Source organism: Zobellia sp. 1_MG-2023 (assembly GCF_030549125.1).
Taxonomy (GTDB): domain Bacteria; phylum Bacteroidota; class Bacteroidia; order Flavobacteriales; family Flavobacteriaceae; genus Zobellia; species Zobellia russellii.
This window is the reverse complement of sequence record NZ_JAUOSY010000005.1, coordinates 317536-342979: the sequence shown is the minus strand read 5'-3', so window position 1 is coordinate 342979 and position 25444 is coordinate 317536. Positions and strand designations below refer to the sequence as shown.

Sequence of the window (25444 nt, the reverse complement as noted above, 5' to 3'; positions counted from 1 at the left end):
AATCTAATGGTGATACTAATTAAAATGTGTGTTCTTCAATCGCTACAATCGGATTCTATTCTTCCAAACGGATATCTAAGCCCAAACCTTTAAGTTCGTGCATCAATACGTTGAAAGATTCCGGTAAACCGGGTTCTGGCATGGTCTCGCCCTTAACTATTGACTCATAGGTCTTGGCCCTACCGATAACATCATCCGACTTAACGGTCAATATTTCACGTAAAGTTGCCGAAGCACCATATGCCTCAAGAGCCCAAACTTCCATCTCTCCAAAACGCTGACCACCAAACTGAGCTTTACCACCCAATGGCTGTTGTGTAATTAAAGAGTAAGGTCCTATAGAACGTGCGTGCATTTTATCATCTACCATGTGACCAAGTTTTAGCATATAAATCACACCAACTGTAGCCGGCTGATCAAAACGCTTACCTGTTCCACCATCATGAAGGTAGGTATGGCCAAATCTTGGAATACCAGCTTCATCTGTGTATTCATTAATTTGATCCAATGTAGCACCATCAAAAATTGGTGTAGCATATTTTTTACCCAACTTAAGACCGGCCCAACCTAATACGGTTTCGTAAATCTGACCAATGTTCATACGAGAAGGTACACCTAATGGGTTCAATACAATATCAACTGGTGTTCCATCTGCCAAGAAAGGCATATCCTCTTGACGTACGATACGGGATACAATACCTTTGTTACCGTGACGTCCCGCCATTTTATCCCCAACTTTAAGCTTACGCTTTTTGGCAACATAAACTTTAGCCAGCTTCATAATTCCTGCAGGTAATTCATCACCAACAGAAATTGTAAACTTGTCTCTTCTTAGGTTTCCTTGAAGATCGTTAAGCTTTATCTTATAGTTGTGAAGTAAATCTGCAACAGACTCGTTGGTATCCTTATCCATTGTCCAGCTACCACCTACCAAGTGAGCAAAATCGTCTACGGAGTTTAACATTTTAAGTGTATACTTCTTACCTTTTGGTAATACTTCTTCACCTAAATCGTTCAATACACCTTGAGACGTCTTACCATTGATCAAAGTAAAAAGCTTCTCTATCAAGATGTCTTTCAACTCTTGAAACTTTACTTCGTACTCTAATTCTAACTTGTTAAGCTCTTCTTTATCTTCGGAACGCTTACGCTTATCCTTTACAGAACGAGAGAATAACTTCTTATCAATAACAACACCTCTTAGAGATGGCGAAGCTTTTAAAGATGCATCTTTAACATCGCCCGCTTTATCTCCAAAAATTGCTCTTAATAATTTTTCTTCAGGAGTTGGATCAGACTCTCCTTTTGGAGTAATCTTACCAATTAGGATATCACCTGGCTTAACCTCTGCACCAATACGGATCATACCGTTTTCGTCCAAATCCTTAGTAGCTTCCTCAGAAACGTTAGGAATGTCATGGGTTAACTCCTCTGCACCTAATTTTGTATCTCTAACTTCCAAAGAATACTCATCTACGTGAATAGATGTAAAGATATCTTCACGAACTACTTTTTCAGAAATTACGATTGCATCCTCAAAGTTATACCCTTTCCAAGGCATGAAAGCCACGGTAAGGTTACGGCCTAGTGCCAATTCGCCTTTTTCTGTAGCATATCCTTCACACAGAACCTGACCTTTTTTAACTTTATCACCTCTTCTTACAATTGGCTTCAAGTTAATACTGGTTCCTTGGTTAGTTTTTCTGAACTTAACCAAGTTGTATGATTTAGAATCTTCTTCAAAACTTACCAAACGCTCAGCATCGGTACGATCATATTTTACAGTAATCATTTTGGCATCAACATACTCTATAGTACCATCTCCTTCTGCATTGATTAATACCCTAGAATCAGAAGCAACCTGACGTTCAAGACCGGTACCTACAATTGGTGCCTGTGGTCTTAACAATGGTACAGCTTGGCGCATCATGTTAGATCCCATCAATGCACGGTTGGCATCATCATGTTCCAAGAAAGGAATAAGCGATGCGGAAATAGACGCAATCTGGTTAGGGGCAACATCCGTATAGTTGATTTCACTTGGATCAACAACAGGAAAATCTCCCTCTTCACGTGCAATAACCTTATCTGTATTTATCTGACCGTCTTCTTTTAAAGGAATGTTAGCCTGAGCTATTTTCATTCCTTCCTCTTCCTCAGCACTCAGGTATACAAACTCTTCTGTATTCACCTTAGCGTTATCTACCTTGCGGTAAGGAGTTTCCAAGAAGCCCATTGGGTTTACTTTAGAAAAAACTGCAAGTGAAGATATCAAACCAATGTTTGGACCTTCAGGAGTTTCAATAGGACAAAGTCTACCGTAGTGCGTGTAGTGAACATCACGAACCTCAAAACCTGCACGCTCTCTAGAAAGACCACCTGGCCCTAGCGCCGACAATCTACGTTTGTGCGTAATCTCTGCCAACGGATTGGTTTGATCCATAAACTGAGATAACTGGTTAGTTCCAAAAAATGAATTAATCACAGAAGACAAGGTCTTTGCATTAATCAAATCTATTGGAGTAAACACCTCGTTATCACGTACGTTCATACGCTCACGAATAGTTCTTGCCATACGGGCAAGACCAACACCAAACTGAGACGACAACTGCTCACCAACCGTACGAACACGACGGTTAGAAAGGTGATCAATATCATCAATCTCTGCTTTAGAGTTAATAAGCTCGATCAAGTATTTAATAATAGTTATGATATCTTCTTTAGTCAAGACCTGCTTGTCCATTCCAATATCCAACTGTAATTTCTTGTTCATTCTATAACGACCAACTTCACCTAAGTTGTAACGTTGATCAGAGAAGAATAATTTATCTATAATACCACGAGCAGTCTCCTCATCGGGCGGCTCGGCATTACGTAATTGACGATAAATATGCTCAACAGCTTCTTTTTCTGAGTTTGTTGGATCCTTCTGTAATGTATTGTGAATTATAGAATAATCTGACTGTGCATTACTCTCCTTGTGAAGAAGGATAGTTTTTACGTCAGCTTCCAAAATCTCCGCAATATGGTCCTTTTCCAATACCGTATCACGATCAATAACAATTTCGTTTCTTTCTATAGAAACAACTTCGCCGGTATCCTCATCAACAAAATCTTCGTGCCAAGTGTTCAATACCCTAGCAGCCAATTTGCGACCTAGTACTTTCTTTAGACCGGCGTTTGAAACTTTAACCTCTTCAGAAAGGTCAAAAATCTCAAGAATATCTTTATCTCTCTCAAAACCTATAGCCCTGAAAAGAGTAGTTACTGGCAACTTCTTCTTACGATCAATGTACGCATACATTACACCGTTAATATCTGTTGCAAATTCTATCCACGAACCTTTAAACGGTATAACCCTGGCAGAATATAATTTGGTACCGTTTGCATGAAATGACTGACCAAAGAAAACACCTGGAGAACGGTGCAACTGAGAAACTACAACCCTTTCCGCTCCATTGATAACAAATGTACCACTAGGTGTCATATAAGGTATAGTACCCAAATACACATCTTGCACGATAGTTTCGAAATCTTCGTGCTCAGGATCGGTACAGTATAATTTTAATCGTGCTTTTAACGGAACACTATATGTAAGACCACGCTCTATACATTCTTGGATAGAATATCTTGGCGGATCTATGAAGTAATCTAAAAATTCAAGTACGAACTGGTTTCTGGTGTCCGTAATAGGGAAGTTTTCCATGAAGGTATTGTACAAGCCTTCATTGCCTCTTTCATCAGATTTTGTTTCTAACTGAAAAAAGTCTTGAAACGATTTTATCTGGATGTCCAAGAAATCCGGATACTCCGGCGTGTTCTTAGCGGATGCAAAATTTATTCTCTCAGTCTGTTGTGTGAACATCTATGGACAGTATTTTGAACGTGAATACTAAAAAGGGGTCGTATACTTCTTCATATACGTGGGTCTTACTTGTATAAAAAGGCTTAGGTCTAGCTCCGCCATAAGCGAAGAAAGACCTAAACCAAATTGTTATGGTTGCTGATACTATTTAAGCTCAACTTCTGCTCCTGCTTCTTCCAAAGATTTTTTGATTCCTTCAGCTTCGTCTTTAGAAACACCTTCTTTTACAGCTTTAGGTGCACTATCTACGATGTCTTTAGCATCTTTCAATCCAAGACCAGTTAATTCTTTAACCAATTTAACTACAGCTAGTTTAGAACCACCTGCTGCTTTCAAGATAACGTCAAATTCTGACTTTTCTTCAGCGGCTTCAGCGGCTTCACCACCACCACCAGCGGCAACAGCTACAGCTGCAGCTGCAGGCTCAATACCGTACTCTTCTTTCAATATATCAGCCAACTCGTTTACCTCTTTTACGGTTAAGTTAACCAACTGTTCTGCGAAATCTTTTAAATCTGCCATTTTTACTATCGTTTAATAAATTTTTAAAATATACTTAGTTTACTAGTGCGTTCTTATCTTTCTGATAATGTCTTAAGGATACCTGCCAGTTTACCACCGCCAGATTTAAGTCCAGAAATAACGTTTTTGGCTGGGGATTGTAACAATCCAATAACCTCACCGATCATTTCTTCTTTAGACTTGATGCTTACAAGCGCATCCAAATTCTCATCACCAATATATACTGATTCCTCAACATAGGCTCCTTTCAACAAAGGCTTATTTGACTTCTTTCTAAAAGTCTTTATAAGTTTTGCAGGAACGTTACCTACTTCGGAGAACATTAACGAAGTATTGCCCTTAAGCACTCCGGGAAGTTCACCAAATTCTCTTTCGGAAGCTTCCATTGCTTTTGCAAGCAATGTATTTTTGACTACTGCCAATTTTACGTCAGCTTTGAAACAAGCTCTTCTCAAATCTGAAGTTTGCGTTGCGTTCAAACCTGATATATCAGCTAAATAAATAGTTGAATTTTCGGCCAACTGTGAAGTCAAATCCTGTATTACGTTTGCTTTTTCTTCTCTTGTCATACTGTAAATTTTGAACTACCCAGTTCGATTAAACGGTCTTTGGATCTAACTGAACACTTGGGCTCATGGTACTTGACATGAAAATACTTTTCATGTAAACACCTTTAGCAGCTGCAGGTTTCATCTTTACTAGAGTATCTAACAACTCTCTAGCGTTTTCTTCCAATTTATCCGCAGAGAAAGAAGCTTTCCCTACAGCAGCATGAACGATACCTGTTTTATCAACTTTAAAGTCAATTTTACCAGCCTTTACATCAGATACAGCTTTCGCAACATCCATAGTAACTGTTCCCGTCTTTGGATTAGGCATAAGACCTCTTGGACCTAAAACTCTACCTAAAGGACCTAATTTACCCATAACGCTTGGCATAGTGATGATAACATCAACATCTGTCCAACCACCTTTAATTTTATCCAAATACTCATCTAATCCCACAAAGTCAGCACCGGCCTCAGTAGCCTCTGCTTCTTTATCTGGTGTTACCAAAGCCAAAACTTTTACATCTTTACCTGTACCATGAGGAAGTGTTACAACCCCACGTACCATTTGGTTTGCTTTTCTTGGATCTACACCCAAACGCACAGCCAAATCTACAGACGCATCAAATTTTGTATTGGTAATCTCTTTTATTAAAGCTGCACCTTCACCGACAGAATAAAGTTTATCTTTATCTATCTTGGCGTGGGCCTCTTTTTGTTTCTTAGTTAATTTTGCCATTTCAAATTGCTTTTAAGATTTTAGAAAGGTCGCTTACCTGCAACTTTAAGACCCATAGACCTTGCAGTACCGGCTATCATGCTCATTGCAGATTCTACCGTAAACGCATTAAGGTCTACCATTTTGTCCTCAGCAATTGCTTTAACTTGATCCCAAGTAACATTACCAGATTTTACACGATTAGGCTCACCTGATCCTTTTTTAATCTTAGCCGCTTCCAATAGCTGAACTGCCGCTGGTGGTGTTTTAACGACGAAGTCAAAAGACTTGTCCTTATATACGGTGATAACAACAGGTAATACCTTACCCTGTTTGTCCTGCGTACGAGCATTGAACTGCTTACAGAACTCCATGATGTTAACACCGGCAGCACCTAAGGCGGGTCCAACCGGTGGCGACGGATTCGCTGCACCTCCCCTAACTTGTAGTTTAACTACTTTACCTATTTCTTTTGCCATTGTTTAAAATTAAATTTAAGCTGTATCAAATTGGAAGCAACACAACTTTAAATATGTAACACTTAACTTATACTTTCTCTACTTGCATATAACTTAATTCCAATGGTGTTTTTCTTCCGAAAATCTTAACCATTACTTCAAGCTTACGCTTCTCTTCGTTGATTTTTTCAACTGTACCGTTAAATCCGTTAAACGGACCATCAATAACCTTAACCGTTTCACCATGCGTGAAAGGTATAGCTACCGTATCTGTATTAACAGCCAACTCATCTACCTTACCTAACATTCTGTTCACTTCGGTCTTTCTTAACGGAACAGGATCACCTCCTTTTGTTTCCCCTAAGAAACCGATTACGTTCGTAATAGAACGTATAATATGAATCATTTCACCACCTAGATTGGCCTTAATCATTATATATCCCGGAAAATAAACCCTTTCTTTATTGATTTTTTTTCCATTTCTAATCTGAATCACTTTTTCCGTAGGAACAAGCACATCTTCTAAATAATCAGAAAAACCATGGCGCTCTACCTCACTTTCAATATAGCCTTTGATTTTATTCTCTTGCCCACTGACAGCTCTCACTACGTACCATTTTTTTTCCAATACTTCTGACATAGCGATCGACTAGTTTAAGATGTTATCGAAATACAAACGAACCAATTTGCTGAATGCACTATCTACCCCCCAAGTTGCCAAGGCGAACAAAATAGAAAATACCGCAACCACAACCATAAGATTGGATGATTCGGCTCTTGAAGGCAAAGTAACATTGTTACGAAGCTCCTCTATAGATTCTTTTATATACGTTAACATAATGATTCTTACTTAAATTCGCACGGGAGGAGAGACTCGAACTCCCGACACCTGGTTTTGGAGACCAGTGCTCTACCAACTGAGCTACACCCGTTTATAATTGCATTTAAAGGTGTCCTACTAAAGCAGAACACCCTTAAAATACATTATCCTATAATACTAAATTAGTCTATAATCTTAGTAACCTGACCGGCACCTACTGTTCTACCACCTTCACGGATAGCGAAACGTAGACCTACACTAAGAGCAATAGGCTGAATAAGCTCTACTGTAATAGTAAGGTTATCACCAGGCATAACCATCTCAACACCTGAAGGCAAGGAAATGTTACCAGTTACATCAGTAGTTCTTACGTAGAACTGTGGACGGTAGTTATTGTGGAATGGTGTGTGACGACCACCTTCTTCTTTCTTAAGAACGTAAACCTCAGCTTCAAACTTAGCGTGTGGCTTAACAGAACCTGGCTTACAGATAACCATACCTCTGCTGATCTGAGCTTTTTCAATACCTCTCAACAAGATACCTACGTTATCTCCAGCTTCACCTCTATCCAATATCTTACGGAACATCTCAACACCAGTGATAGTAGAAGTCAATTTCTCAGCTCCCATACCAATAATTTCAACTGGATCACCAGTATTAGCTACACCAGTCTCAATACGACCAGTAGCAACAGTACCACGACCAGTAATCGTAAATACATCTTCAACAGGCATCAAGAAGTCTTTATCAACATCTCTAGCAGGCAATTCGATCCAGCTATCAACAGCTTCCATCAATTCCATTACAGTATCAACCCATTTTTGCTCACCGTTAAGTGCACCTAAGGCAGAACCAGAAATTACAGGACCGTTATCACCATCATACTCGTAGAAAGAAAGCAATTCTCTTACTTCCATCTCAACAAGCTCTAAAAGCTCCTCATCATCAACCATGTCAACTTTATTCAAGAAAACAACGATTCTTGGAATACCAACCTGACGTCCCAAAAGGATATGCTCACGTGTTTGTGGCATAGGACCATCAGTAGCAGCAACAACAAGAATAGCACCGTCCATCTGAGCAGCACCAGTAACCATGTTCTTTACGTAATCGGCGTGACCAGGACAGTCAACGTGAGCGTAGTGACGGTTAGCTGTTTGGTACTCAACGTGAGAAGTGTTAATAGTAATACCTCTCTCTTTTTCCTCAGGAGCGTTGTCAATAGAGTCAAAGCTTCTAAGCTCAGACAAACCTGCATTTGCCAATACTGTAGTAATAGCAGCAGTCAATGTTGTTTTACCGTGATCTACGTGTCCAATAGTACCTATATTCAAGTGCGGTTTGGAACGATCAAAAGTTTCCTTTGCCATTTTTAATGAATTTTAATCTTAGTTATATATTAGTGTACAAATAATGCCTTTATTGAGCCAACGACGGGAATTGAACCCGTGACCTCTTCCTTACCAAGGAAACGCTCTACCCCTGAGCTACGTCGGCTTATTAGGTTCAAGGTTCAAGGTTCAACGCTGTAGATTTTGAAACCACAAACATTACCTTGGCTATTAGAGCGGGAGACCGGGTTCGAACCGGCGACATTCAGCTTGGAAGGCTGACGCTCTACCAACTGAGCTACTCCCGCAATTATAATAATCCAATATTTCAATACCCGAAAAACGGGTTTTCTAAAAAAAGTGGGGAGAGCAGGATTCGAACCTGCGAAGACGTAGTCAGCAGATTTACAGTCTGCCCTCGTTGGCCGCTTGAGTATCTCCCCAAACCAATTTTTTAAAGAACTTTTAGAGCCGATGGAGGGACTCGAACCCACGACCTGCTGATTACAAATCAGCTGCTCTAGCCAGCTGAGCTACATCGGCCTTTCTATGCTATTTTCGGCATAAAAAAGTCCGCTATTTCTAACGGACTGCAAATGTATACGTTTTTTTGTTTATTCAAAACAAAATTCGAAAAAATTTTATCATGCTTGAATACGAGATTTTTCTTTGTGTTTTATCAGCTTCCTTTCCAAGGAGTTACAAGCGGAGTCAACTGCCTCCTCAAATTTCTTACATTGCTTTTTTATCATGAATTTATCTCCGGGGATGTTCAATTTAATCTCCACTATTTTATTTTCCTTTGAACTCGTGTTTTCGACTTTCAAGTACACGTCTGCGCTAATTACCTTATCATAAAAGGTCTCAAGCTTATCCAATCTGTTTTGTAAAAAGTCTATAAGCGTTCTATCCGCATTAAAATTGACTGATTGCGCATTTACTTTCATAGGTTATAATTTTTAAGTTAAACAATGTAATGTAAAATAGTGCTGCTACCCCTTACTTCTTGGGTGGGCATTTGCGTGTACCTTTTTTAATTCAGCAATGCTATTGTGTGTATACACTTGGGTAGATGCTAAACTTGCATGCCCCAACAGCTCTTTTACCGAATTCATATCCGCCCCTTTATTAAGCAGATGGGTAGCGAAAGTGTGCCTTAAGATATGGGGACTCTTTTTAACCTTAGAGGACACCTCACTAAAATACTTATTTATTAATCGATAAACAAGATTTTCATATAGTTTATTGCCCGACTTCAACAAAAAAACATAGGCTTTATCGGTTATTTCACCAAGTGTTTCCCTTTCAATTAAATACCTTTCCAAAAGCGTTACCACAGAAGGCAACAGGGGCACCATACGCTCCTTGTTTCTTTTACCCAAAACTTTTAAAAGCCTTTGAGAAAAATCAATATCCACAAGCTTTAAGTTGATAAGCTCCGCCCTACGCATTCCGGTAGTATAGAACAACTCAATAATCAAACGATCCCTAACTCCTTCAAAATCATCCGGAAAATCAATTTGGGAAAGGATTTTATCCATTTCAGTTTCAGAAAAAGGAACTTCTATTTTTTTTGATGTTTTTAAAGCTTTGTGCCTAGCTAACGGATTCACATCCAACTCCCCTATATTCTGTAAGAATTTATAGTATGCCTTTAGGGAGGCTATTTTTCGGTTGACAGACCTATTGGAAATACCTGAATCTACCAGAACCACAATCCAGCTTCTTATGATTCCGTAAGCTATATGATCAATATTTTTATTTTGATAATGCTCATCACAAAAAGCACTAAACGCCTCCAAATCTCTTTTATACGCCGTTACCGTATGAGCAGAATAGTTCTTTTCTAACGCTAAATATGATATAAAGGATTCCTGAGACATATTACGAAGTTAACAATAGTAAGACTAACAACGCTACGGTAAAAAGGAGATTGCGAAGACAGACAAAATTATTGAAACAAAAGAAGCCCATCATAAATGATGGGCTTCTTCTATTTGTACACTAAACAAAGTCTCTTAGATTTCTTCTTTATCTCTTAAACCTTGAATGTATTCTGCTTTCTGTATCTGCGCTCTGCGCTCAACGGAAGGTTTTGTGAATTGTTGACGCTTACGCAATCTGCGCATCGTACCCGTTTTATCGAATTTACGCTTGAAACGTTTCAAAGCCCGATCGATGTTTTCTCCTTCTTTTACTGGTATAATTAACATTGGCTACAACCTCCTTTCTTTATGATTAAGGCGGCAAATATATAAACTAATTTACAATTGAGCACTACATATTTGCAAATATACCAAGAAACAATACCCTAAAAAATACGAAAACCCTTGTACTTAAAGGCTTCTTACCCTTTTGGAGCTCTGTATTCTTTTTTATCTATAACGATTTTGGCAATTATCTCCTTGAGTATTTCAGACGTTCCACCACCAATTGGCCCAAGACGACTGTCCCTGAACATACGTGCCATAGGGTAATCTTCTATATAGCCATAACCGCCCAAAAATTGCAGACAGTCATAAGCCACCTTATCGGCCATTTCAGTAGATTTTAATTTAGATATAGTAGCCTCCCTAACCACATATTCACCCTTATCCATTTTATAAACAACCCCATAGTTGTATTGTTTACACAATTCCATATCGGCATGAAGGTCTACAAACCTGTGGCGCAATGCTTGATATTGATTAATTGATTTTCCAAATGTTTCCCTTTCGGACATATATTGCAAGGCATACTCCAAAGCATACTCAGCCCTAGCATGGGCATTTATCCCCATTACCAAACGCTCTAGAGCAAAAGCCTCCATTATAAATGAAAAGCCTTTTCCCTCCTCACCCATAAGATTCTCTGCTGGCACCTCTACATTATCAAAAGCCAGTTCGGCAGTATCGGACGCCCTCCAACCAAGCTTATTCAGTTTATTGGCGGAAACACCCTCACTCTTTAAATCAACAATAAAAATACTTATTCCCTTATTACCAGCAGCAGGGTCTGTTTTGGCTGCAAGAATACAATAATCACCATATACGCCATTGGTAATAAATGTTTTAGACCCATTAATGATATAACTATCACCCTCTTTTATGGCAGTTGTTCGCATACCGGCCACATCACTACCTCCAAAAGGCTCGGTTACACCAAGGCATCCTATTTTCTCCCCATTTACACTGGGTGTCAAATATCTTTTCTTTTGGTCATCATTTGCATTTTTATTCAAATGGGTCATTGCCAAATATGCATGCGCCCACATGGCAGCGGCAAAACCGCCAGAATTCACCCTTTGTAGTTCTTCCAAGAAAATAACGGTATAAAACAGATCCAAGCCCATTCCTCCATAAGCTTCGGTCGTTGCAAGACCAAAATAGCCCATCTCACCAAACTTTTTCCAGATAAAGGGCTCTATGGTTCCCGATGCCTCCCACTTATCAATATGAGGTACTACTTCTTTCTTTAAAAAATCTCGGAGACTCTCTCTGAATAATTGATGCTCTTCCGTAAAGTACATGCTTTGCATTGACATAAAATTTATAGGGCCAAATATAACTTAATTCTATCAATCTTCTCTATTGGAAAATCTTCTATTTTTGATAATTCATCAAAAGAAAGTATAGTTCCGTTGACATTTCTGTAATTTACTATACTCTCAGAGACGTGTTTTTGAAGATATACTAATTTTGATAGTGATTTTACCGAAGCAGTATTTATATTTATTTTCTCAATAACCGGTTTTTTAATCACCTGAAACCGCTCTAAAGTACGCTCTACAACTTCTGGTTCTAGCCCATAAACATCGTACAACTGCTCATTTACCAAAAAACCGCCTAACCTATCTCTAAATTTTACGATTCTAGCGGATAGTTTCTCTCCAATCCCATTGATTTTCTTAAGCTCTTCCGTTGTTGCTGAATTTAAATCGGAAATTTGCAGGGTAGATTCCTTCGCAACATCTTTAGTTGTATAGGACGAAGCAGGTTTATTTTTATTTTTCGTCCATTCTGGAAATTTGAAATAAGGGGAAATTAGATTCAGTACCGAATCCGAAACTTTAGTCACCTTTTGAAAATCTTCCACAGAGTTCACAAACTTTCCCCCTTTCCTGAAAAGGAGCAACCTATCTATTTCCTCTACGGACAATCCCAAAACATAGCCCTTGTAATCTGTTATATAATTAGGGTTGAAAGGAAAGATTTTAACAGAATCTTTTAATTGTTCCTGAGCTTTTAAACTATCAATCTGATCTTGAATCTGTTCATTTTCCTCAAAAGCATTATTGCTAGCGGTTGGCTCTATAGAACGAAGCACAAAATAAGTCACCTGAAGTGCCACAATAATAAAAAGTAAATAAAAAATCCCACTCCGTTCTTGTTTATTGAACCTGAAGTGGGACTTAAAATTTTTCATCCGCGAAACAAAAAAGCTATTATTCCTTAGCGGCCATTTGTTTCTTGAAAAGCTCGTTGGTCTTCAATTTTTTCCAGTAGGCATTTAAATCGCCCTTAACTTCACCGGACATAATATAAAGACCAATAATATTAGGAAAGGACATTGCCAAAATCATCATATCCGAAAAATCAAGTACAGCACCTAAACTTACCGAAGCACCAATAACCACAAATACCAAGAAAAGCATTTTATAAATCATCTCTGACTTTTTACTCTTCCCAAAAAGATAAGTCCACGCACGCATACCGTAATAGGACCATGAAATCATAGTGGAAAAAGCGAAAAGGAATACCGCCAACGCCAGAACATATGGAAACCAAGATATTTGGCTACCAAAAGCGTCCGAGGTCAATTGCGCACCTGCCATTCCTTCCACCTCGTGCATGCCTGTAAAAATAAGTACCAAAGCGGTAAGCGTACAAACCACTACCGTATCTATAAACGGCTCAAGAAGTGCCACGAAACCTTCAGAAGGAGGATGATTGGTCTTAGCTGTACTATGCGCGATTGCAGCGGATCCAACGCCCGCCTCATTTGAGAAAGCCGCTCTTTGGAAACCTATGACCAGAACCCCTACAATACCACCTTTTAAGGCAGACGGACTAAACGCTCCTTCAAATATGGCCGAAAATGCAGGACCAATATTCTGTATGTTCATTATTATAACCGCAAGTGCGGCTAGGATATATATAGAAGCCATTATAGGCACTACCCTACCGGTAACTTTTGCAATACTATTTATACCACCAATAATCACAACTCCAACAAGAATGGCCGTTACTACACCAAACCAAAAACCATGACCTACCAAAGCAGGAAACTGACCTGCCAATTGTTCAAAGGATTGGTTGGCCTGAAACATGTTTCCACCACCAAAAGAAGCGCCAATAGCCAAGACCGCAAAGAAACCAGCTAAAATCTTACCAAACCCTTTCATATTACGTTTCTCCAGCCCGTATCTCAAATAGTTCATTGGACCACCAAAAACTCTTCCATCTGGTAATATATCCCTATATTTCACGCCTAAAGTACACTCCACAAATTTGGAGGACATTCCGAGCAAACCACATACGATCATCCAAAAGGTAGCTCCCGCACCACCAAGTGAAACCGCTACGGCTACACCAGCAATATTACCTAGACCTACCGTACCCGAAACCGCTGTTGCCAAAGCCTGAAAATGTGTTACCTGACCTGGAGCATCCGGATCATCATATTTCCCCTTGGCCAAGTCAATAGAATGTCTAAAACCTTTAATATTGATAAAGCCCATTCTAAGGGTAAAGAATGTAGCTCCCAATACCAACCAAATTACAATGAACGGTATACCGTTAGAGATAGGATCACCGTTTGGATGAACCATAGTTAATGGCTCATCATATTTTATTTCGGCCAAATAATGCGCGCCTTGCTCAATAACATGCTTTGCATTTTCTGAATTATATATTACTTTACCCTCCTGCACCAAATATTTCAACTCGCCATTGGCCGTAGCCGTAACAATTTCATCTTGGGCATCATCACTGGAAACAACAGCAATTTCATCACCTTTCTTAACTTTAGACCCTTCGGCCTTTAGCCATTTTTTAAGAACAAACTTATTTTGAATATTATTTGTCCATCCTGGCGTACCCACCAATTTAACATCTGCATAAACAACCGGGTCGTAAATACCAATTGCAGCAAAAGGGTCCCAAAAAAGAACGGAACCTAACGCGCTTACAGCGGGAGTCATGGTTCCGTTAAAAACTTCAGCTATTGCATTGGTCTCAACTTCAAATTCTTTGGTAATGGAGGTGCCTGCAGCATCCGTAACCGTAATTGTATACGGAATACCTTCTACCAATCCACTGGCTCTCTTAGAGGACAATGCCGTAGATTGATTGCTCCACTTATAGATATATGGAGGCGTTCCTCCCGTTGCATTTACCTCTATAACACCGTCATTTATTTGGTGTGACGGATTGTAAACTTTTCCTTGTACAACTAGTTCCTGAGAAAAGGCTACTACACCTAGTAGTAGGAAAAACAATAAGGTAAATTTCTTCATATTTATTTTTGTGGGTTCAGTTCTTTTTCTAGTTTTTAACACAATTGCGGCAATATCTTAAAAAATACTAACACAATCAAATAATAATGTTCAATTAACGTAGAGCTATCCTAACCAATTTGGAACATTTCATTTAATTTTCGTATCTGCTCAGGTCTCCCTAGAACTATAACTTTGCTCTTAGGTTGTAACTGCAAATCTGCCTCCGGGTTAATGATATAATTTCCATTAGGCTCTATATAACCTATTATAGTACAGCCCGTTCGTTTTCTAAGATCCAAATCCCGCAAGGAATTACATTCTACCTGACCTTTAAAATTCTCAATGGCTACCTCTTCCAAATTAGTGGTATGCTCACCTTCTACCCCTAACTTATCCATAAAGGTTATTAAATCTGGCATTACGATCAATGAAGCCATATGGTCTCCCCCTATTTTATCCGGCATGATTACCTTATCGGCACCCGCCAAGAGCAATTTTTTCTGTGAGGTTACCAATGATGCTCGTGTAACTATAAAAAGGGATTTATTCAATTGTCGTGCGGAAAGCACCACAAAAAGGTTGGCCGCATCATCCGGAAGCGCCGTAATTAAATAACGGGCACGGTCAATACCGGCAAGTTGCAAAATCTCGTCTTCATTGGCATCGCCTTCTATAAACAAGAGGTCCTCATCATACTTTTCAATAACCTCCCTATCTCTTTCGATAACCACAAATGGTTTCTTATACGCCGTTAAACGCTCTACGGCCTGCATTCCGTTTCTACCAAAACCACAAACAATGACGTGATCAGAAAGACTATCTATCTTATTCTTCACTTTTTTCTTTTTTAATTCCTGTAACGAATTCCTGCTCAAAATATATTCGGTAATGACCGAAATGGCAAATGCAAAAATGAAAATGCTAAGTATAATAAGTACTACCGTAAATAATTTTTCCTGGGTATCCATTGGGCCAACCTCAGAAAAACCTACTGTAGTAACCGTAATTATGGTCATGTAAAGCGCATCTACCCAAGTAAGATCAGACAAAAAACGATAGCCCAAAACACCTACTATAAGTACACTTGACATTAACGTCAAGGCAATATTCATTCTGGACTGGAAGAATTGTGTCAGTTTCATAAATCAAAAACGGAAGTACGCTTGGTATATACCAAATCTTTAATGCGCAACCAAAATGCCAGAAACAAATAAAGAGCAAAGCCAAAACCTAAGGTTACGAACGTTAGGTAAATGAACGATGTACGAACTACCCTAGCCCGTATTCCCAACCTTTCGGCTATTCTACGGCATACCTCAAAACCACGCTTTTGAAAGTAATAAAGTAACTTATAGAAGATGTTCATATTGATGTTTGAAACTTATAGTATGGCCGGTTAAAGCATATTTTCAAAACCTTCAGGTTCAAATTTAACCATTTCAGCGCAATAAATGAGCACCTACGGCACATTGTAGACATTTGTTCTGAGTGCAATAGGTATTGTACAGTTGAAGCAAAGCCTGACTTTCCTGTGCATTGGTAGAAACAAGCCCATGTAAACTGTAATTTTTAACTACGGTATTCTCTTCCTGTTTAATTTTTGATATAATATTGATAATGCGCTCATGAACCTCCTTACCCTGGTATTTGGCATAGCAAAATTGAAGCGGCAAAATAGCGTTAACCACTAATAAATCTATAAACTTAGGTGTAAGCTTTTTAGTCTTCTTTTTTGATTCTTTTCCAAAAGTATAATGACTGTTCCAATACGTACTGGCCGAAACTTCGAACAACCCATACATCTCGTCTAAACTTGATGCCGAGACTACCTTTTGGAACAATGAGGAATGTGCCCCGTACAAATTGGCCAATTGCGATAAACGAATGGTAGGAAAGTTAGGCGGTCTTAGTTTAAAGAATTCCGGTTTTAGAACGCTTTCATCCTTTAAATTATACTTTTTCTTTTGATAGATATATTCCTTTTTCAGTTGAATGTAATGTTCATCCAAAATCTTGGAATCCTCCAGTAAATGCGTCATACCAAACAACAAACTTTCCATCTGAAACACACTCTGTTGTTGTTTTCTAAAAATAGAAAACTCTAGTGCGGAGCCCAGACTCAAAAATGAAGCTCCGTTTATTTTAAGTCCAAAGGTTTTTAAAAGCAGCGTAAACAGCACTTGTTCCCAGTCGTTATTGGATTTCTTTAGCAAGTCAAACACAAATTCAGCCTTAACCTCTAGGCGCTCAAAATAAAGTCGCTCCAACCAATTTTTCAGCAAGAAGTCATCAACATGGCCAATATCTTTCTCGCAATTAATAAAACGGACTTCATTTTTATCAAATAACTTTTGATACGATTGTAAGAGTTGTAACGGAATGTATTTACGGAGTTCCAAGGTAGTGATAAGGCTATTGTCTTTTCTAAATACCTCCGCATCATCTTCCCATACTACGTGCAGTATTACATTATTATAGTTATCATCTTCCTCATGACCGTGCGCGTACCAATCAGATGATTTTAAATGCATCTCAACATTGCCCGCCCAAACTTGACCATCAATACGTATTTTGGCATTAAAGAAATCAGGCCCTGCCAATAGGTTATGCGCACCAAAATTCAAAATGGTCAAAGACTCCCCTTGGGCGGTAACCAATTGATCAGGCTGTACTTTTTTGTGCTTCCAGATAAAATGAAGAAGATCTTCGCGCATGACAAAAAGTTTGGCTTTACTACGCACAATGTAAAGACAAAAAATGTAAAATCTAAATTACAGGAATCAAGAAGTCCCCAAAGACACCCATACCGGACATCTATTGAGGACTCTATTTTATTGAACCTTTATGAGGGTAAAAAGAATTTTATTCCCCTTCTACAGCTCCGTCCCAGTTCATAAAGCCACCTTCCAAATTATAGGCGTTTTCTATACCAACACTGTTCATAATGGCACAAGCCTGACCGCTACGATTACCACTGCGGCAATACACGTAGTAATTTTTGCTTTTGTCCAGTTTTTCTATCTCGTTCAAAAAATCCTGTCCAAGATAAAAATCTATATTGGTTGAGTTGGGTATATACCCTTCTTCTACTTCCTCAGGGGTTCTAACATCAAGGACAAATGCGTTATCATCCTTTTCTAGTTGCTCTTCCCATTCTTCTTGTGATAAATTCATAACGTTCTTTTTTATCGCTACCGCGGATATCAATTAAAATTCAAAATTACGGATTTTGATGCAAAGGCATTCCCAAAATATTTAACAAAAAATTACCTATTTAATATAACAGCAAATGAAATACAAAACATACATTTGTATATACAATAGTTGTAATAACATGAATGTTGAAAATATCATAAAGACCCAGAAAGAGATTCCATTAAAAAGTAGAACGGTGATTCACCTTTTCTTGGTCAATACTATGATTACCGAAGCTTTAAGTACGGCATTAAAACCTTACGGTGTATCACTTCAACAATTTAATGTATTACGGATACTAAGAGGTCAAAATGGCAAACCCGCTAGTTTGGCTACACTTAATGAACGTATGGTAACCAAGATGAGCAACACCACACGTTTGGTAGACAAACTACTACTAAAAGGATATGTAGATAGAAAGGTTTGTCCGTCCAACCGAAGAAAGATAGAAATACGTATAACAGATAAGGGACGTGAAGTTTTAAAACAAATGGACGCCTCAATGTCCGAAGCGGAAGACAAAGTACTTCAAAATATTTCGGATAAAGAAATGGAACAACTAAACGCATTGCTTAATAAATTTGAATAGGAACACTAATTATTAATTAAATTTTAAATCAATTATGAAAAAAGGAGTATTTAGTTTGGCGCTTGCCTTGGTCTTTGGGGTAGCAACAGCAACAGAACCTGTAGCTGAAGAAAAAAAAGAAGTAAAAACAGATGCCAGTACCATTACCTGGAAAGCTTATAAGGTAACCGGGTCTCACTATGGTAACGTTAACCTTAAGTCAGGTACTTTAATTTTTGATGGCGACAAACTTACCGGTGGTGAATTTGAAGCGGATATGACCACACTTGTGGCTACTGACCTTGAAGGGGAATCCAAAGGTAAATTGGAAGGACATCTAAAATCCGCAGATTTCTTTGCTACGGAGAAACACACAGCTGCAAAATTGGTTTTCACCAATGTAAAGGCTACTGGCAAAAATGCTTATGAAGTTACTGGTGACTTGACCATTAAAGGTATTACCAAGCCCGTAACTTTTGACGTTTCCGTTTACGGCAGCAAAGCAACTGCATCTGTAAAAGTAGATAGAACAGCTTATGACATTAAATATGGTTCTGGAAGTTTCTTTGAAAACTTAGGAGACAAAACTATTTATGACGAGTTTGATCTTGTGGTAGATTTAGAATTCTAAATTACTTTAAAAGCTTAAATACATGCCCTGCATTTTCACACGATTGCAGGGTTTTGTTTTTTTCAAACAATAGGTTTGTGGTTTTAAAAATGATTTCTATATTTGAGCCAATGAACAGAAATAACGCAAATACTTGGTGGTGGAACAACTCTCGACAGATATCGTGAGCTAGCACCATTGTAGTAAAACTATATAAAGGCTTGTCATCACGACAAGCCTTTTGCATTTGAATACTATCAACATGAAGTACAAATTAAAATCTTATCACAAAAAAATTCTGGCAGATACCATTACGCCGGTAAGCGTCTATCTCAAAATTAGAGACCGCTTTCCCAATAGTATTTTGCTAGAAAGTAGCGACTACCATGCGACGGACAATAGTTTTTCGTATATCTGCTGCAACCCTATTGCCTCTATAAAAACAGAGAACGAAACTATTGTTGAACGTTTTCCCGATCAGAATTCCAACGAAACGGAAATAAATCCGGATACGGATGTTGTAAAGGTACTTCATGATTTCAGCAAAAAGTTTGAGGCCGAAGAAAGTGATTTCAAATTCATAAACAACGGTATTTTTGGCTACATGGCCTATGATGCGGTACGTTATTATGAAGATGTTAAAATCAGTAAGAAAGACAACTCCATAACCATCCCGGATATCTATTATGCGGTCTACCAAAACATCATTGCTATAGACCATCATAAGAACGAGGCCTATATTTTTGCACATTGCTATAACTCCGAGGAAAATACGGCTGAAATTGCACACATTTTAAACGTACGTACGTTTGCCTCCTATGATTTTTCTTTGGATGGAGAAGCCACTTCTAATCTAGAGGATGAAGAATACAGGGAACATGTGCGGTTGGCCAAGAAACATTGCCAACGGGGCGATGTTTTTCAATTGGTATTGTCTCGCCGTTTCTCCCAAGGTTTTAAAGGAGATGAATTTAATGTATACCGTGCACTACGTAGTGTAAACCCTTCTCCCTATTTATTCTACTTTGATTATGGCGATTTTAAAATTTTTGGGAGCTCACCGGAAGCACAGCTTATTGTAAAGGATGGTAATGCTGAAATTCATCCTATTGCAGGAACTTTTAAACGTACCGGTAATGATGAACAAGATGCTGTCCTGGCCAAAGAACTTACCGAAGACGATAAGGAAAATAGTGAACACGTAATGCTTGTAGATTTGGCCCGTAACGATCTAAGCCGAAACGGAAGCATGGTAAAAGTGGCCAATTATAGAGAAGTTCAGTTCTTTTCCCACGTAATCCATTTGGTATCTAAAGTGGTGGGTCAGAAGAAAAAAGACATTCCTACCATGAAAGTGGTTGCAGATACATTTCCTGCCGGTACGCTTAGCGGTGCGCCAAAACACATGGCCATGCAACTCATTGAAAAATATGAAAAAACAAGCAGGGGCTACTATGGCGGTGCCATTGGTTTTATGGATTTTGATGGCAATTTTAACCATGCCATTATGATCCGTACTTTCTTAAGCAAAAATCACCAATTGCATTACCAGGCGGGTGCAGGTCTTGTGGCCGCATCAGATCCGGAAGACGAACTTCAAGAAACATACAACAAATTAGGTGCATTGACCAAGGCATTGAAAATTGCTGAAACCATATAACCATGAAGAAGATTTTAGTAATAGACAACTACGATAGTTTTACGTATAATTTGGTTCATTATTTAGAGGACCTAGATTGTCAGGTTATTGTAAAACGTAACGACCAACTTACTTTAGAGGAGGTTGATGCTTTTGATAAAATTGTGCTTTCACCAGGCCCTGGTATTCCAGATGAGGCAGGGCTTTTAAAAGAGATAATTGCCAAGTACGCCCCTACAAAGAGTATTTTTGGTGTGTGTTTGGGGCAACAGGCCATATGCGAAGTTTTTGGTGGATCTCTTATTAATTTAGATGAAGTGTATCACGGTATTGCTACGGAAATTACATTGACTAAAGACGATCCTAATTTTAAGGGACTTCCTAAAAAATTATTGGTGGGCCGCTACCATTCATGGGTAGTAGACCCTAATTTACCGGAAAGCCTAGAAGCCACTTCTATTGATGGAAACGGTCAGGTTATGTCCTTACGTCATAAAGTTTATGACGTTTCCGCAGTGCAGTTTCATCCAGAATCGGTTTTAACCCCAGAAGGCAAAACAATCCTGTCTAATTGGGTCAAGAATTAAATAAAAACCATTTCCCGGAGAACTTATTAAACAGTAGTTAGAACAGTATCATGAAAGAAACATTAAACAAACTTATCAATCACGATATTCTTCCCAAGGAAGAAGCAAAACAAGTATTGGTAAACATTGCTAAAGGAGATTACAATACAAGTCAGATTGCCGCATTCTTAACGGTATACATGATGCGTAGTATTACGGTAGATGAGCTGGAAGGTTTTCGTGACGCACTTCTGGAACTGTGTATGGCAATAGACCTTTCTGAATACGATCCTATTGACCTTTGCGGAACCGGTGGAGACGGAAAAGATACCTTTAACATTTCCACCCTTGCCTCCTTTGTAACGGCAGGAGCTGGAGTTCATGTAACCAAACATGGTAACTACGGGGTTTCATCAAAATGTGGAAGTAGCAACGTGATGGAATTTCTTGGAATAAAATTCAGTAATGAGGCAGATTTCTTAAAAAAATCCATAGAAGAAGCAGGTATCTGTGTTTTACACGCCCCTCTTTTTCACCCTGCCATGAAAAATGTTGGCCCTATCCGAAGGGAATTGGCAGTAAAAACGTTTTTTAACATGTTAGGGCCAATGGTTAATCCTGCATTCCCAAAGAATCAGATGGTAGGTGTTTTTAATTTGGAACTGGCCCGTATGTACGGCTACCTTTATCAAAACACTGATAAGAAATTTACCGTGCTCCACGCTTTGGATGGGTATGATGAAATATCGTTAACCGGAAATACAAAAACCATTTCCAACAATAGTGAAAGCATGTTAAAGCCAGAAGATTTTGGTGTGCAAAAAATACAGCAGTCCCAGATTGTGGGCGGCGACTCCATTGAAGATTCTGCTCAGATATTTATGAACGTACTACAAGGCCGTGGTACGGAAGCTCAGAACAATGTGGTGTGTGCCAATGCGGGAATTGCCATTGCAACGGTAAAGAACCTAACTCCAAAAGAAGGTTTTGAAAAAGCCAAAGAATCACTTTTAGCCGGGAAAGGCCTAAATGCCTTAAGGAAGTTGCAAGAATTGAGTAAAAATTAAAAATAAAATGGAGACTATCTTAAAACAATTCCCGGAATTACAATTTGAAGAAACTAACTCTTTCACAAATAACCCTGGACCATGCTATTATTCTAAATCACCAAATGGATATGTTGTCTTTTTTATTTTTAAAGGAAAAAGTGTTGATTTTGCTGTATACGATAAAACCAAAAAATTAATATCTCTTGTAACAGCTATCGATCAATCTCTTAATAAAGATTGGCAAAAACAATTTGTCAAGTATACGATTCAAGAAAGATAAATTAATAATAATCCATGGATATACTTTCAAAAATAGTAGCCGACAAACGTAAGGAAGTAGACCTTAAAAGCGCACTTATTCCGGTTTCACAATTAGAAAAATCGGTTTTATTCTCGCGCAGGACGGTGTCTTTGAGCAATGCACTACGGAACAGCAATAGCGGTATTATTGCGGAACATAAGCGTCGCTCTCCGTCAAAATCGGAAATCAACCAAGGGTTGAACGTTCAAGATGTAGCTACCGGATACGAAAATGCCGAAGTTTGTGGCATGTCCGTTTTAACAGATGGAAAATATTTTGGCGGTTCTTTAGATGATTTATTATTGGCCCGTGCAGCAGTTCAAATGCCTTTATTGCGAAAAGAGTTCATAATTAACGAATATCAAATTTTAGAGGCCAAAGCCCACGGAGCGGATGTCATTCTTCTTATAGCGGCCATCTTGTCCAAAGAAGAAATAAAAACGTTTTCAGAATTGGCAAAAAGTCTGGACCTAGATGTGTTATTGGAAGTACACAACGAAGCCGAATTGCACAAAAGTATTATGCCCAGCCTGGATATGCTTGGCGTCAACAACCGAAACCTAAAGACCTTTGAAGTAAGCTTGGAGACCAGCAAATCACTATCGCAACTAATTCCGGATGATTTTGTAAAGGTTTCCGAAAGCGGCATCAGTTCCATTGAGGCCATTAAGGACCTAAAACCTTACGGTTACCAAGGATTTTTGATCGGGGAAAACTTTATGAAAACGGACAACCCTGGTGAGCACGCCAAGAAATTTATAAAACAATTGTCGTAATTGCGACCCAATAGCAATGACTAAAATGGACTATCATTACACGACCAAAAAAGACGGGCCTTCTACCATAGAAAATGCCCCGATTAAACTGAAGGTGTGTGGTATGAAGAAAAATACATCTGAAATTGCCAACCTAAAACCGGACTATCTTGGTTTTATTTTTTGGGACAAAAGCAAAAGACATTTTTCGGGCCCAATGAAACCTATACCCCATACCGTTAAAAAGGTAGGTGTATTTGTAGACGCCAGTATTGAAACTGTAGTTGCTCGTATTGAAGATTACGAACTTTTACTGGTACAATTACACGGTTCCGAGAGTCCGGAGTACTGTGCGCAACTTAGGGCTAAAGCCAAGCAGGTACAAATTATAAAAGTGTTCTCGATCAAGAATAACTTTGATTTTGACATCTTGAAGCCGTACGAATCCGTGTGCGATTTCTACCTTTTTGATACCAAGGGAGAATTACCGGGTGGCAACGGTTATGCTTTTGATTGGGGAGTACTTAAGGAATATCCCTCAACCAAACCTTATTTCCTAAGTGGTGGCATAGGACTAAACGAAATAGATTCCCTAAAAGAATTTATGAAAAGACCCGAAGCAAAATACTGCCACGCTATTGACGTGAACAGTAAGTTTGAGATAGAACCGGGACTTAAGGATGTTGAGAAAGTAAAAGAATTTAAAAAAGAACTTGGCTTAAAACAGTAGTACATCTGTTGATGCCATTTACCTAATACGAATGAATATGAAAACGTATCAAGTGGACGAAAAAGGATATTATGGGGAGTTTGGAGGTGCTTTTATTCCAGAAATGCTCTACCCCAATACCGAAGAACTACGGCAGAACTATATTCGCATTATGCAGGAACCTTCCTTTAAGGAGGAGTTTGATCAGTTGTTGAAAGATTATGTGGGCCGCCCTACCCCGCTCTATTTTGCGGAAAGACTTTCAAAGAAATACAACACAAAAATATACCTTAAGAGAGAAGACCTTTGCCATACCGGAGCACACAAGGTTAACAATACCATTGGTCAGATTCTTATGGCCAAGAAATTGGGCAAAAACAGAATTATAGCCGAAACTGGCGCCGGACAACATGGCGTAGCAACCGCAACGGTCTGTGCGCTTATGGGCATTGAATGCATCGTATACATGGGCGAAATTGATATTGCCAGACAAGCCCCCAACGTTGCCCGTATGAAAATGCTAGGAGCAGAAGTTAGGCCAGCACTCTCCGGAAGTAGAACTTTAAAAGACGCTACCAATGAAGCCATTCGGGATTGGATCAATAATCCGGTAGACACGCATTACATTATTGGTAGTGTTGTGGGGCCACATCCTTACCCGGATATGGTAGCCCGGTTTCAATCCGTTATTTCGGAAGAAATCAAATGGCAATTAAAAGAAAAAGAAGGTCGTGAAAATCCAGATTACGTAGTGGCCTGTGTTGGTGGAGGAAGTAATGCCGCCGGTGCATATTACCACTATTTGGATGTTCCCGAAGTGGGTATCATAGCTGTGGAAGCGGCTGGTAAAGGAATAGATACCGGTGAAAGTGCAGCCACATCGGCATTAGGAAAAGTGGGTATCATTCACGGAAGCAAAACCTTATTGATGCAGACCGATGATGGCCAGATTACGGAACCTTATTCCATTTCTGCAGGATTGGATTACCCTGGTGTTGGACCAATGCACGCCAATTTGTTTGCATCGGGTCGTGGAGAATTTATATCCATTACGGATGAGGATGCTATGAATGCAGGATTGCTGTTGTGTAAGACCGAAGGCATTATCCCGGCCATAGAATCTTCACATGCATTGGCTGTTCTTGATCACCGAAAATTCAAGCCCGAAGATGTAGTGGTAATCAATCTGTCCGGTCGTGGTGACAAGGACCTCAACAATTATATTGAATTTTTTAATCTATAAAATATCTGGACTAGTTATCGAAAGTAATTCGGGTTAAACTTGTCCATCCTCACAAAAGGAAATAGCATT

27 protein-coding genes and 5 tRNA genes are annotated in these 25444 nt (G+C 39.0%); 9 read left to right on the top strand and 23 right to left on the bottom strand.

Annotated features, from left to right (window positions below):
* Nucleotides 1–55 precede the first annotated feature (55 nt).
* From rpoB to Q4597_RS13075, 23 genes are all read right to left on the bottom strand, one after another.
* Entirely contained in the window at nt 56–3865 is a 3810-nt protein-coding gene (gene rpoB / locus Q4597_RS13185) for a DNA-directed RNA polymerase subunit beta (protein WP_215441889.1), read from the bottom strand.
* Nucleotides 3866–4009: 144 nt separating this feature from the next.
* On the bottom strand, nt 4010–4387 hold the full coding sequence (gene rplL / locus Q4597_RS13180) for a 50S ribosomal protein L7/L12 (protein ID WP_215441890.1): 378 nt from the start codon (nt 4385–4387) through the stop codon (nt 4010–4012).
* A 53-nt stretch (nt 4388–4440) separates the two neighbouring features.
* Nucleotides 4441–4956, bottom strand: a complete 516-nt coding sequence (gene rplJ / locus Q4597_RS13175) for a 50S ribosomal protein L10 (protein ID WP_215441891.1) — start codon at nt 4954–4956, stop codon at nt 4441–4443.
* Between the two features lie 28 nt (nt 4957–4984).
* Nucleotides 4985–5674 carry a 50S ribosomal protein L1 gene (gene rplA / locus Q4597_RS13170; protein ID WP_215441892.1) on the bottom strand — a complete coding sequence of 230 codons (690 nt, stop codon included), beginning with the start codon at nt 5672–5674 and terminating at the stop codon, nt 4985–4987.
* Nucleotides 5675–5694: 20 nt separating this feature from the next.
* Nucleotides 5695–6132 carry a 50S ribosomal protein L11 gene (gene rplK / locus Q4597_RS13165; RefSeq protein WP_215441893.1) on the bottom strand — a complete coding sequence of 146 codons (438 nt, stop codon included), beginning with the start codon at nt 6130–6132 and terminating at the stop codon, nt 5695–5697.
* Nucleotides 6133–6199: 67 nt separating this feature from the next.
* Nucleotides 6200–6751, bottom strand: a complete 552-nt coding sequence (nusG, locus tag Q4597_RS13160) for a transcription termination/antitermination protein NusG (protein WP_038234863.1) — start codon at nt 6749–6751, stop codon at nt 6200–6202.
* 9 nt (nt 6752–6760) lie between these two features.
* Entirely contained in the window at nt 6761–6949 is a 189-nt protein-coding gene (secE, locus tag Q4597_RS13155; protein WP_194526328.1) for a preprotein translocase subunit SecE, read from the bottom strand.
* Nucleotides 6950–6970: 21 nt separating this feature from the next.
* A tRNA-Trp gene (locus Q4597_RS13150) sits at nt 6971–7043 on the bottom strand.
* A gap of 70 nt (nt 7044–7113) precedes the next feature.
* Nucleotides 7114–8301, bottom strand: coding sequence for an elongation factor Tu (tuf, locus tag Q4597_RS13145; protein WP_215441894.1), 1188 nt, complete (start codon nt 8299–8301; stop codon nt 7114–7116).
* 55 nt (nt 8302–8356) lie between these two features.
* A tRNA-Thr gene (locus Q4597_RS13140) sits at nt 8357–8428 on the bottom strand.
* Nucleotides 8429–8497: 69 nt separating this feature from the next.
* Nucleotides 8498–8570, bottom strand: a tRNA-Gly gene (locus Q4597_RS13135).
* Nucleotides 8571–8623: 53 nt separating this feature from the next.
* A tRNA-Tyr gene (locus tag Q4597_RS13130) sits at nt 8624–8705 on the bottom strand.
* 26 nt (nt 8706–8731) lie between these two features.
* Nucleotides 8732–8805: transfer RNA gene (locus Q4597_RS13125), tRNA-Thr, on the bottom strand.
* A 101-nt stretch (nt 8806–8906) separates the two neighbouring features.
* The gene (gene hpf, locus Q4597_RS13120) at nt 8907–9209 is read right to left on the bottom strand and encodes a ribosome hibernation-promoting factor, HPF/YfiA family (RefSeq protein ID WP_303406527.1); all 303 of its coding nucleotides are present in this window, start codon (nt 9207–9209) and stop codon (nt 8907–8909) included.
* A 45-nt stretch (nt 9210–9254) separates the two neighbouring features.
* Complete coding sequence (locus Q4597_RS13115; RefSeq protein WP_303406526.1) at nt 9255–10145, bottom strand: tyrosine-type recombinase/integrase; 891 nt, start codon at nt 10143–10145, stop codon at nt 9255–9257.
* A gap of 135 nt (nt 10146–10280) precedes the next feature.
* Complete coding sequence (gene rpsU / locus Q4597_RS13110; RefSeq protein WP_038234876.1) at nt 10281–10475, bottom strand: 30S ribosomal protein S21; 195 nt, start codon at nt 10473–10475, stop codon at nt 10281–10283.
* A 134-nt stretch (nt 10476–10609) separates the two neighbouring features.
* Complete coding sequence (locus tag Q4597_RS13105) at nt 10610–11779, bottom strand: acyl-CoA dehydrogenase family protein (protein ID WP_303406525.1); 1170 nt, start codon at nt 11777–11779, stop codon at nt 10610–10612.
* Between the two features lie 11 nt (nt 11780–11790).
* The gene (locus Q4597_RS13100) at nt 11791–12591 is read right to left on the bottom strand and encodes a ComEA family DNA-binding protein (protein WP_368506684.1); all 801 of its coding nucleotides are present in this window, start codon (nt 12589–12591) and stop codon (nt 11791–11793) included.
* A 94-nt stretch (nt 12592–12685) separates the two neighbouring features.
* Nucleotides 12686–14758: an amino acid carrier protein gene (locus Q4597_RS13095; protein ID WP_303406523.1), complete on the bottom strand. Its 2073-nt coding sequence runs from the start codon at nt 14756–14758 to the stop codon at nt 12686–12688.
* Nucleotides 14759–14868: 110 nt separating this feature from the next.
* Entirely contained in the window at nt 14869–15882 is a 1014-nt protein-coding gene (locus Q4597_RS13090; protein WP_408065839.1) for a potassium channel family protein, read from the bottom strand.
* Entirely contained in the window at nt 15879–16106 is a 228-nt protein-coding gene (locus Q4597_RS13085; RefSeq protein WP_038234885.1) for a PspC domain-containing protein, read from the bottom strand. The genes Q4597_RS13090 and Q4597_RS13085 overlap by 4 nt, the downstream gene beginning before the upstream one ends.
* A gap of 73 nt (nt 16107–16179) precedes the next feature.
* On the bottom strand, nt 16180–17454 hold the full coding sequence (locus Q4597_RS13080; RefSeq protein ID WP_303406522.1) for a DUF2851 family protein: 1275 nt from the start codon (nt 17452–17454) through the stop codon (nt 16180–16182).
* Nucleotides 17455–17602: 148 nt separating this feature from the next.
* Entirely contained in the window at nt 17603–17914 is a 312-nt protein-coding gene (locus Q4597_RS13075) for a rhodanese-like domain-containing protein (RefSeq protein ID WP_215441901.1), read from the bottom strand.
* A gap of 160 nt (nt 17915–18074) precedes the next feature.
* On the opposite strand from Q4597_RS13075, the gene Q4597_RS13070 reads away from it, so the two are divergent.
* The 9 genes from Q4597_RS13070 (at nt 18075) to trpB (ending at nt 25375) form a co-directional block, all read left to right on the top strand.
* Nucleotides 18075–18524, top strand: a complete 450-nt coding sequence (locus tag Q4597_RS13070; protein WP_303406536.1) for a MarR family winged helix-turn-helix transcriptional regulator — start codon at nt 18075–18077, stop codon at nt 18522–18524.
* A gap of 34 nt (nt 18525–18558) precedes the next feature.
* On the top strand, nt 18559–19134 hold the full coding sequence (locus tag Q4597_RS13065; protein ID WP_215912551.1) for a YceI family protein: 576 nt from the start codon (nt 18559–18561) through the stop codon (nt 19132–19134).
* A 241-nt stretch (nt 19135–19375) separates the two neighbouring features.
* Nucleotides 19376–20773 carry an anthranilate synthase component I family protein gene (locus Q4597_RS13060; protein ID WP_303406521.1) on the top strand — a complete coding sequence of 466 codons (1398 nt, stop codon included), beginning with the start codon at nt 19376–19378 and terminating at the stop codon, nt 20771–20773.
* A 2-nt stretch (nt 20774–20775) separates the two neighbouring features.
* Nucleotides 20776–21339, top strand: a complete 564-nt coding sequence (locus tag Q4597_RS13055; protein ID WP_303406520.1) for an aminodeoxychorismate/anthranilate synthase component II — start codon at nt 20776–20778, stop codon at nt 21337–21339.
* A gap of 50 nt (nt 21340–21389) precedes the next feature.
* A complete protein-coding gene (trpD, locus tag Q4597_RS13050; RefSeq protein ID WP_215441905.1) occupies nt 21390–22385 on the top strand; it encodes an anthranilate phosphoribosyltransferase in 996 nt (331 codons plus the stop codon).
* A gap of 7 nt (nt 22386–22392) precedes the next feature.
* Nucleotides 22393–22647 carry a hypothetical protein gene (locus Q4597_RS13045; RefSeq protein WP_303406519.1) on the top strand — a complete coding sequence of 85 codons (255 nt, stop codon included), beginning with the start codon at nt 22393–22395 and terminating at the stop codon, nt 22645–22647.
* A gap of 14 nt (nt 22648–22661) precedes the next feature.
* A complete protein-coding gene (gene trpC / locus Q4597_RS13040) occupies nt 22662–23444 on the top strand; it encodes an indole-3-glycerol phosphate synthase TrpC (RefSeq protein WP_303406518.1) in 783 nt (260 codons plus the stop codon).
* Between the two features lie 25 nt (nt 23445–23469).
* Nucleotides 23470–24153 (top strand): phosphoribosylanthranilate isomerase, encoded by a 684-nt coding sequence (locus Q4597_RS13035; RefSeq protein ID WP_303406535.1) that lies wholly within the window; start codon nt 23470–23472, stop codon nt 24151–24153.
* A 37-nt stretch (nt 24154–24190) separates the two neighbouring features.
* Nucleotides 24191–25375 (top strand): tryptophan synthase subunit beta, encoded by a 1185-nt coding sequence (gene trpB / locus Q4597_RS13030; RefSeq protein ID WP_303406517.1) that lies wholly within the window; start codon nt 24191–24193, stop codon nt 25373–25375.
* The last annotated feature ends 69 nt before the right edge of the window (nt 25376–25444 follow it).

Coding starts and splice junctions, on each gene's coding strand:
- rpoB (WP_215441889.1), bottom strand. CDS start 3,865: ATGTTCACACAACAGACTGAGAGAATAAATTTTGCATCCGCTAAGAAC.
- rplL (WP_215441890.1), bottom strand. CDS start 4,387: ATGGCAGATTTAAAAGATTTCGCAGAACAGTTGGTTAACTTAACCGTA.
- rplJ (WP_215441891.1), bottom strand. CDS start 4,956: ATGACAAGAGAAGAAAAAGCAAACGTAATACAGGATTTGACTTCACAG.
- rplA (WP_215441892.1), bottom strand. CDS start 5,674: ATGGCAAAATTAACTAAGAAACAAAAAGAGGCCCACGCCAAGATAGAT.
- rplK (WP_215441893.1), bottom strand. CDS start 6,132: ATGGCAAAAGAAATAGGTAAAGTAGTTAAACTACAAGTTAGGGGAGGT.
- nusG (WP_038234863.1), bottom strand. CDS start 6,751: ATGTCAGAAGTATTGGAAAAAAAATGGTACGTAGTGAGAGCTGTCAGT.
- secE (WP_194526328.1), bottom strand. CDS start 6,949: ATGTTAACGTATATAAAAGAATCTATAGAGGAGCTTCGTAACAATGTT.
- tuf (WP_215441894.1), bottom strand. CDS start 8,301: ATGGCAAAGGAAACTTTTGATCGTTCCAAACCGCACTTGAATATAGGT.
- hpf (WP_303406527.1), bottom strand. CDS start 9,209: ATGAAAGTAAATGCGCAATCAGTCAATTTTAATGCGGATAGAACGCTT.
- Q4597_RS13115 (WP_303406526.1), bottom strand. CDS start 10,145: ATGTCTCAGGAATCCTTTATATCATATTTAGCGTTAGAAAAGAACTAT.
- rpsU (WP_038234876.1), bottom strand. CDS start 10,475: ATGTTAATTATACCAGTAAAAGAAGGAGAAAACATCGATCGGGCTTTG.
- Q4597_RS13105 (WP_303406525.1), bottom strand. CDS start 11,779: ATGCAAAGCATGTACTTTACGGAAGAGCATCAATTATTCAGAGAGAGT.
- Q4597_RS13095 (WP_303406523.1), bottom strand. CDS start 14,758: ATGAAGAAATTTACCTTATTGTTTTTCCTACTACTAGGTGTAGTAGCC.
- Q4597_RS13090 (WP_408065839.1), bottom strand. CDS start 15,882: ATGAAACTGACACAATTCTTCCAGTCCAGAATGAATATTGCCTTGACG.
- Q4597_RS13085 (WP_038234885.1), bottom strand. CDS start 16,106: ATGAACATCTTCTATAAGTTACTTTATTACTTTCAAAAGCGTGGTTTT.
- Q4597_RS13080 (WP_303406522.1), bottom strand. CDS start 17,454: ATGCGCGAAGATCTTCTTCATTTTATCTGGAAGCACAAAAAAGTACAG.
- Q4597_RS13075 (WP_215441901.1), bottom strand. CDS start 17,914: ATGAATTTATCACAAGAAGAATGGGAAGAGCAACTAGAAAAGGATGAT.
- Q4597_RS13070 (WP_303406536.1), top strand. CDS start 18,075: ATGAATGTTGAAAATATCATAAAGACCCAGAAAGAGATTCCATTAAAA.
- Q4597_RS13065 (WP_215912551.1), top strand. CDS start 18,559: ATGAAAAAAGGAGTATTTAGTTTGGCGCTTGCCTTGGTCTTTGGGGTA.
- Q4597_RS13060 (WP_303406521.1), top strand. CDS start 19,376: ATGAAGTACAAATTAAAATCTTATCACAAAAAAATTCTGGCAGATACC.
- Q4597_RS13055 (WP_303406520.1), top strand. CDS start 20,776: ATGAAGAAGATTTTAGTAATAGACAACTACGATAGTTTTACGTATAAT.
- trpD (WP_215441905.1), top strand. CDS start 21,390: ATGAAAGAAACATTAAACAAACTTATCAATCACGATATTCTTCCCAAG.
- Q4597_RS13045 (WP_303406519.1), top strand. CDS start 22,393: ATGGAGACTATCTTAAAACAATTCCCGGAATTACAATTTGAAGAAACT.
- trpC (WP_303406518.1), top strand. CDS start 22,662: ATGGATATACTTTCAAAAATAGTAGCCGACAAACGTAAGGAAGTAGAC.
- Q4597_RS13035 (WP_303406535.1), top strand. CDS start 23,470: ATGGACTATCATTACACGACCAAAAAAGACGGGCCTTCTACCATAGAA.
- trpB (WP_303406517.1), top strand. CDS start 24,191: ATGAAAACGTATCAAGTGGACGAAAAAGGATATTATGGGGAGTTTGGA.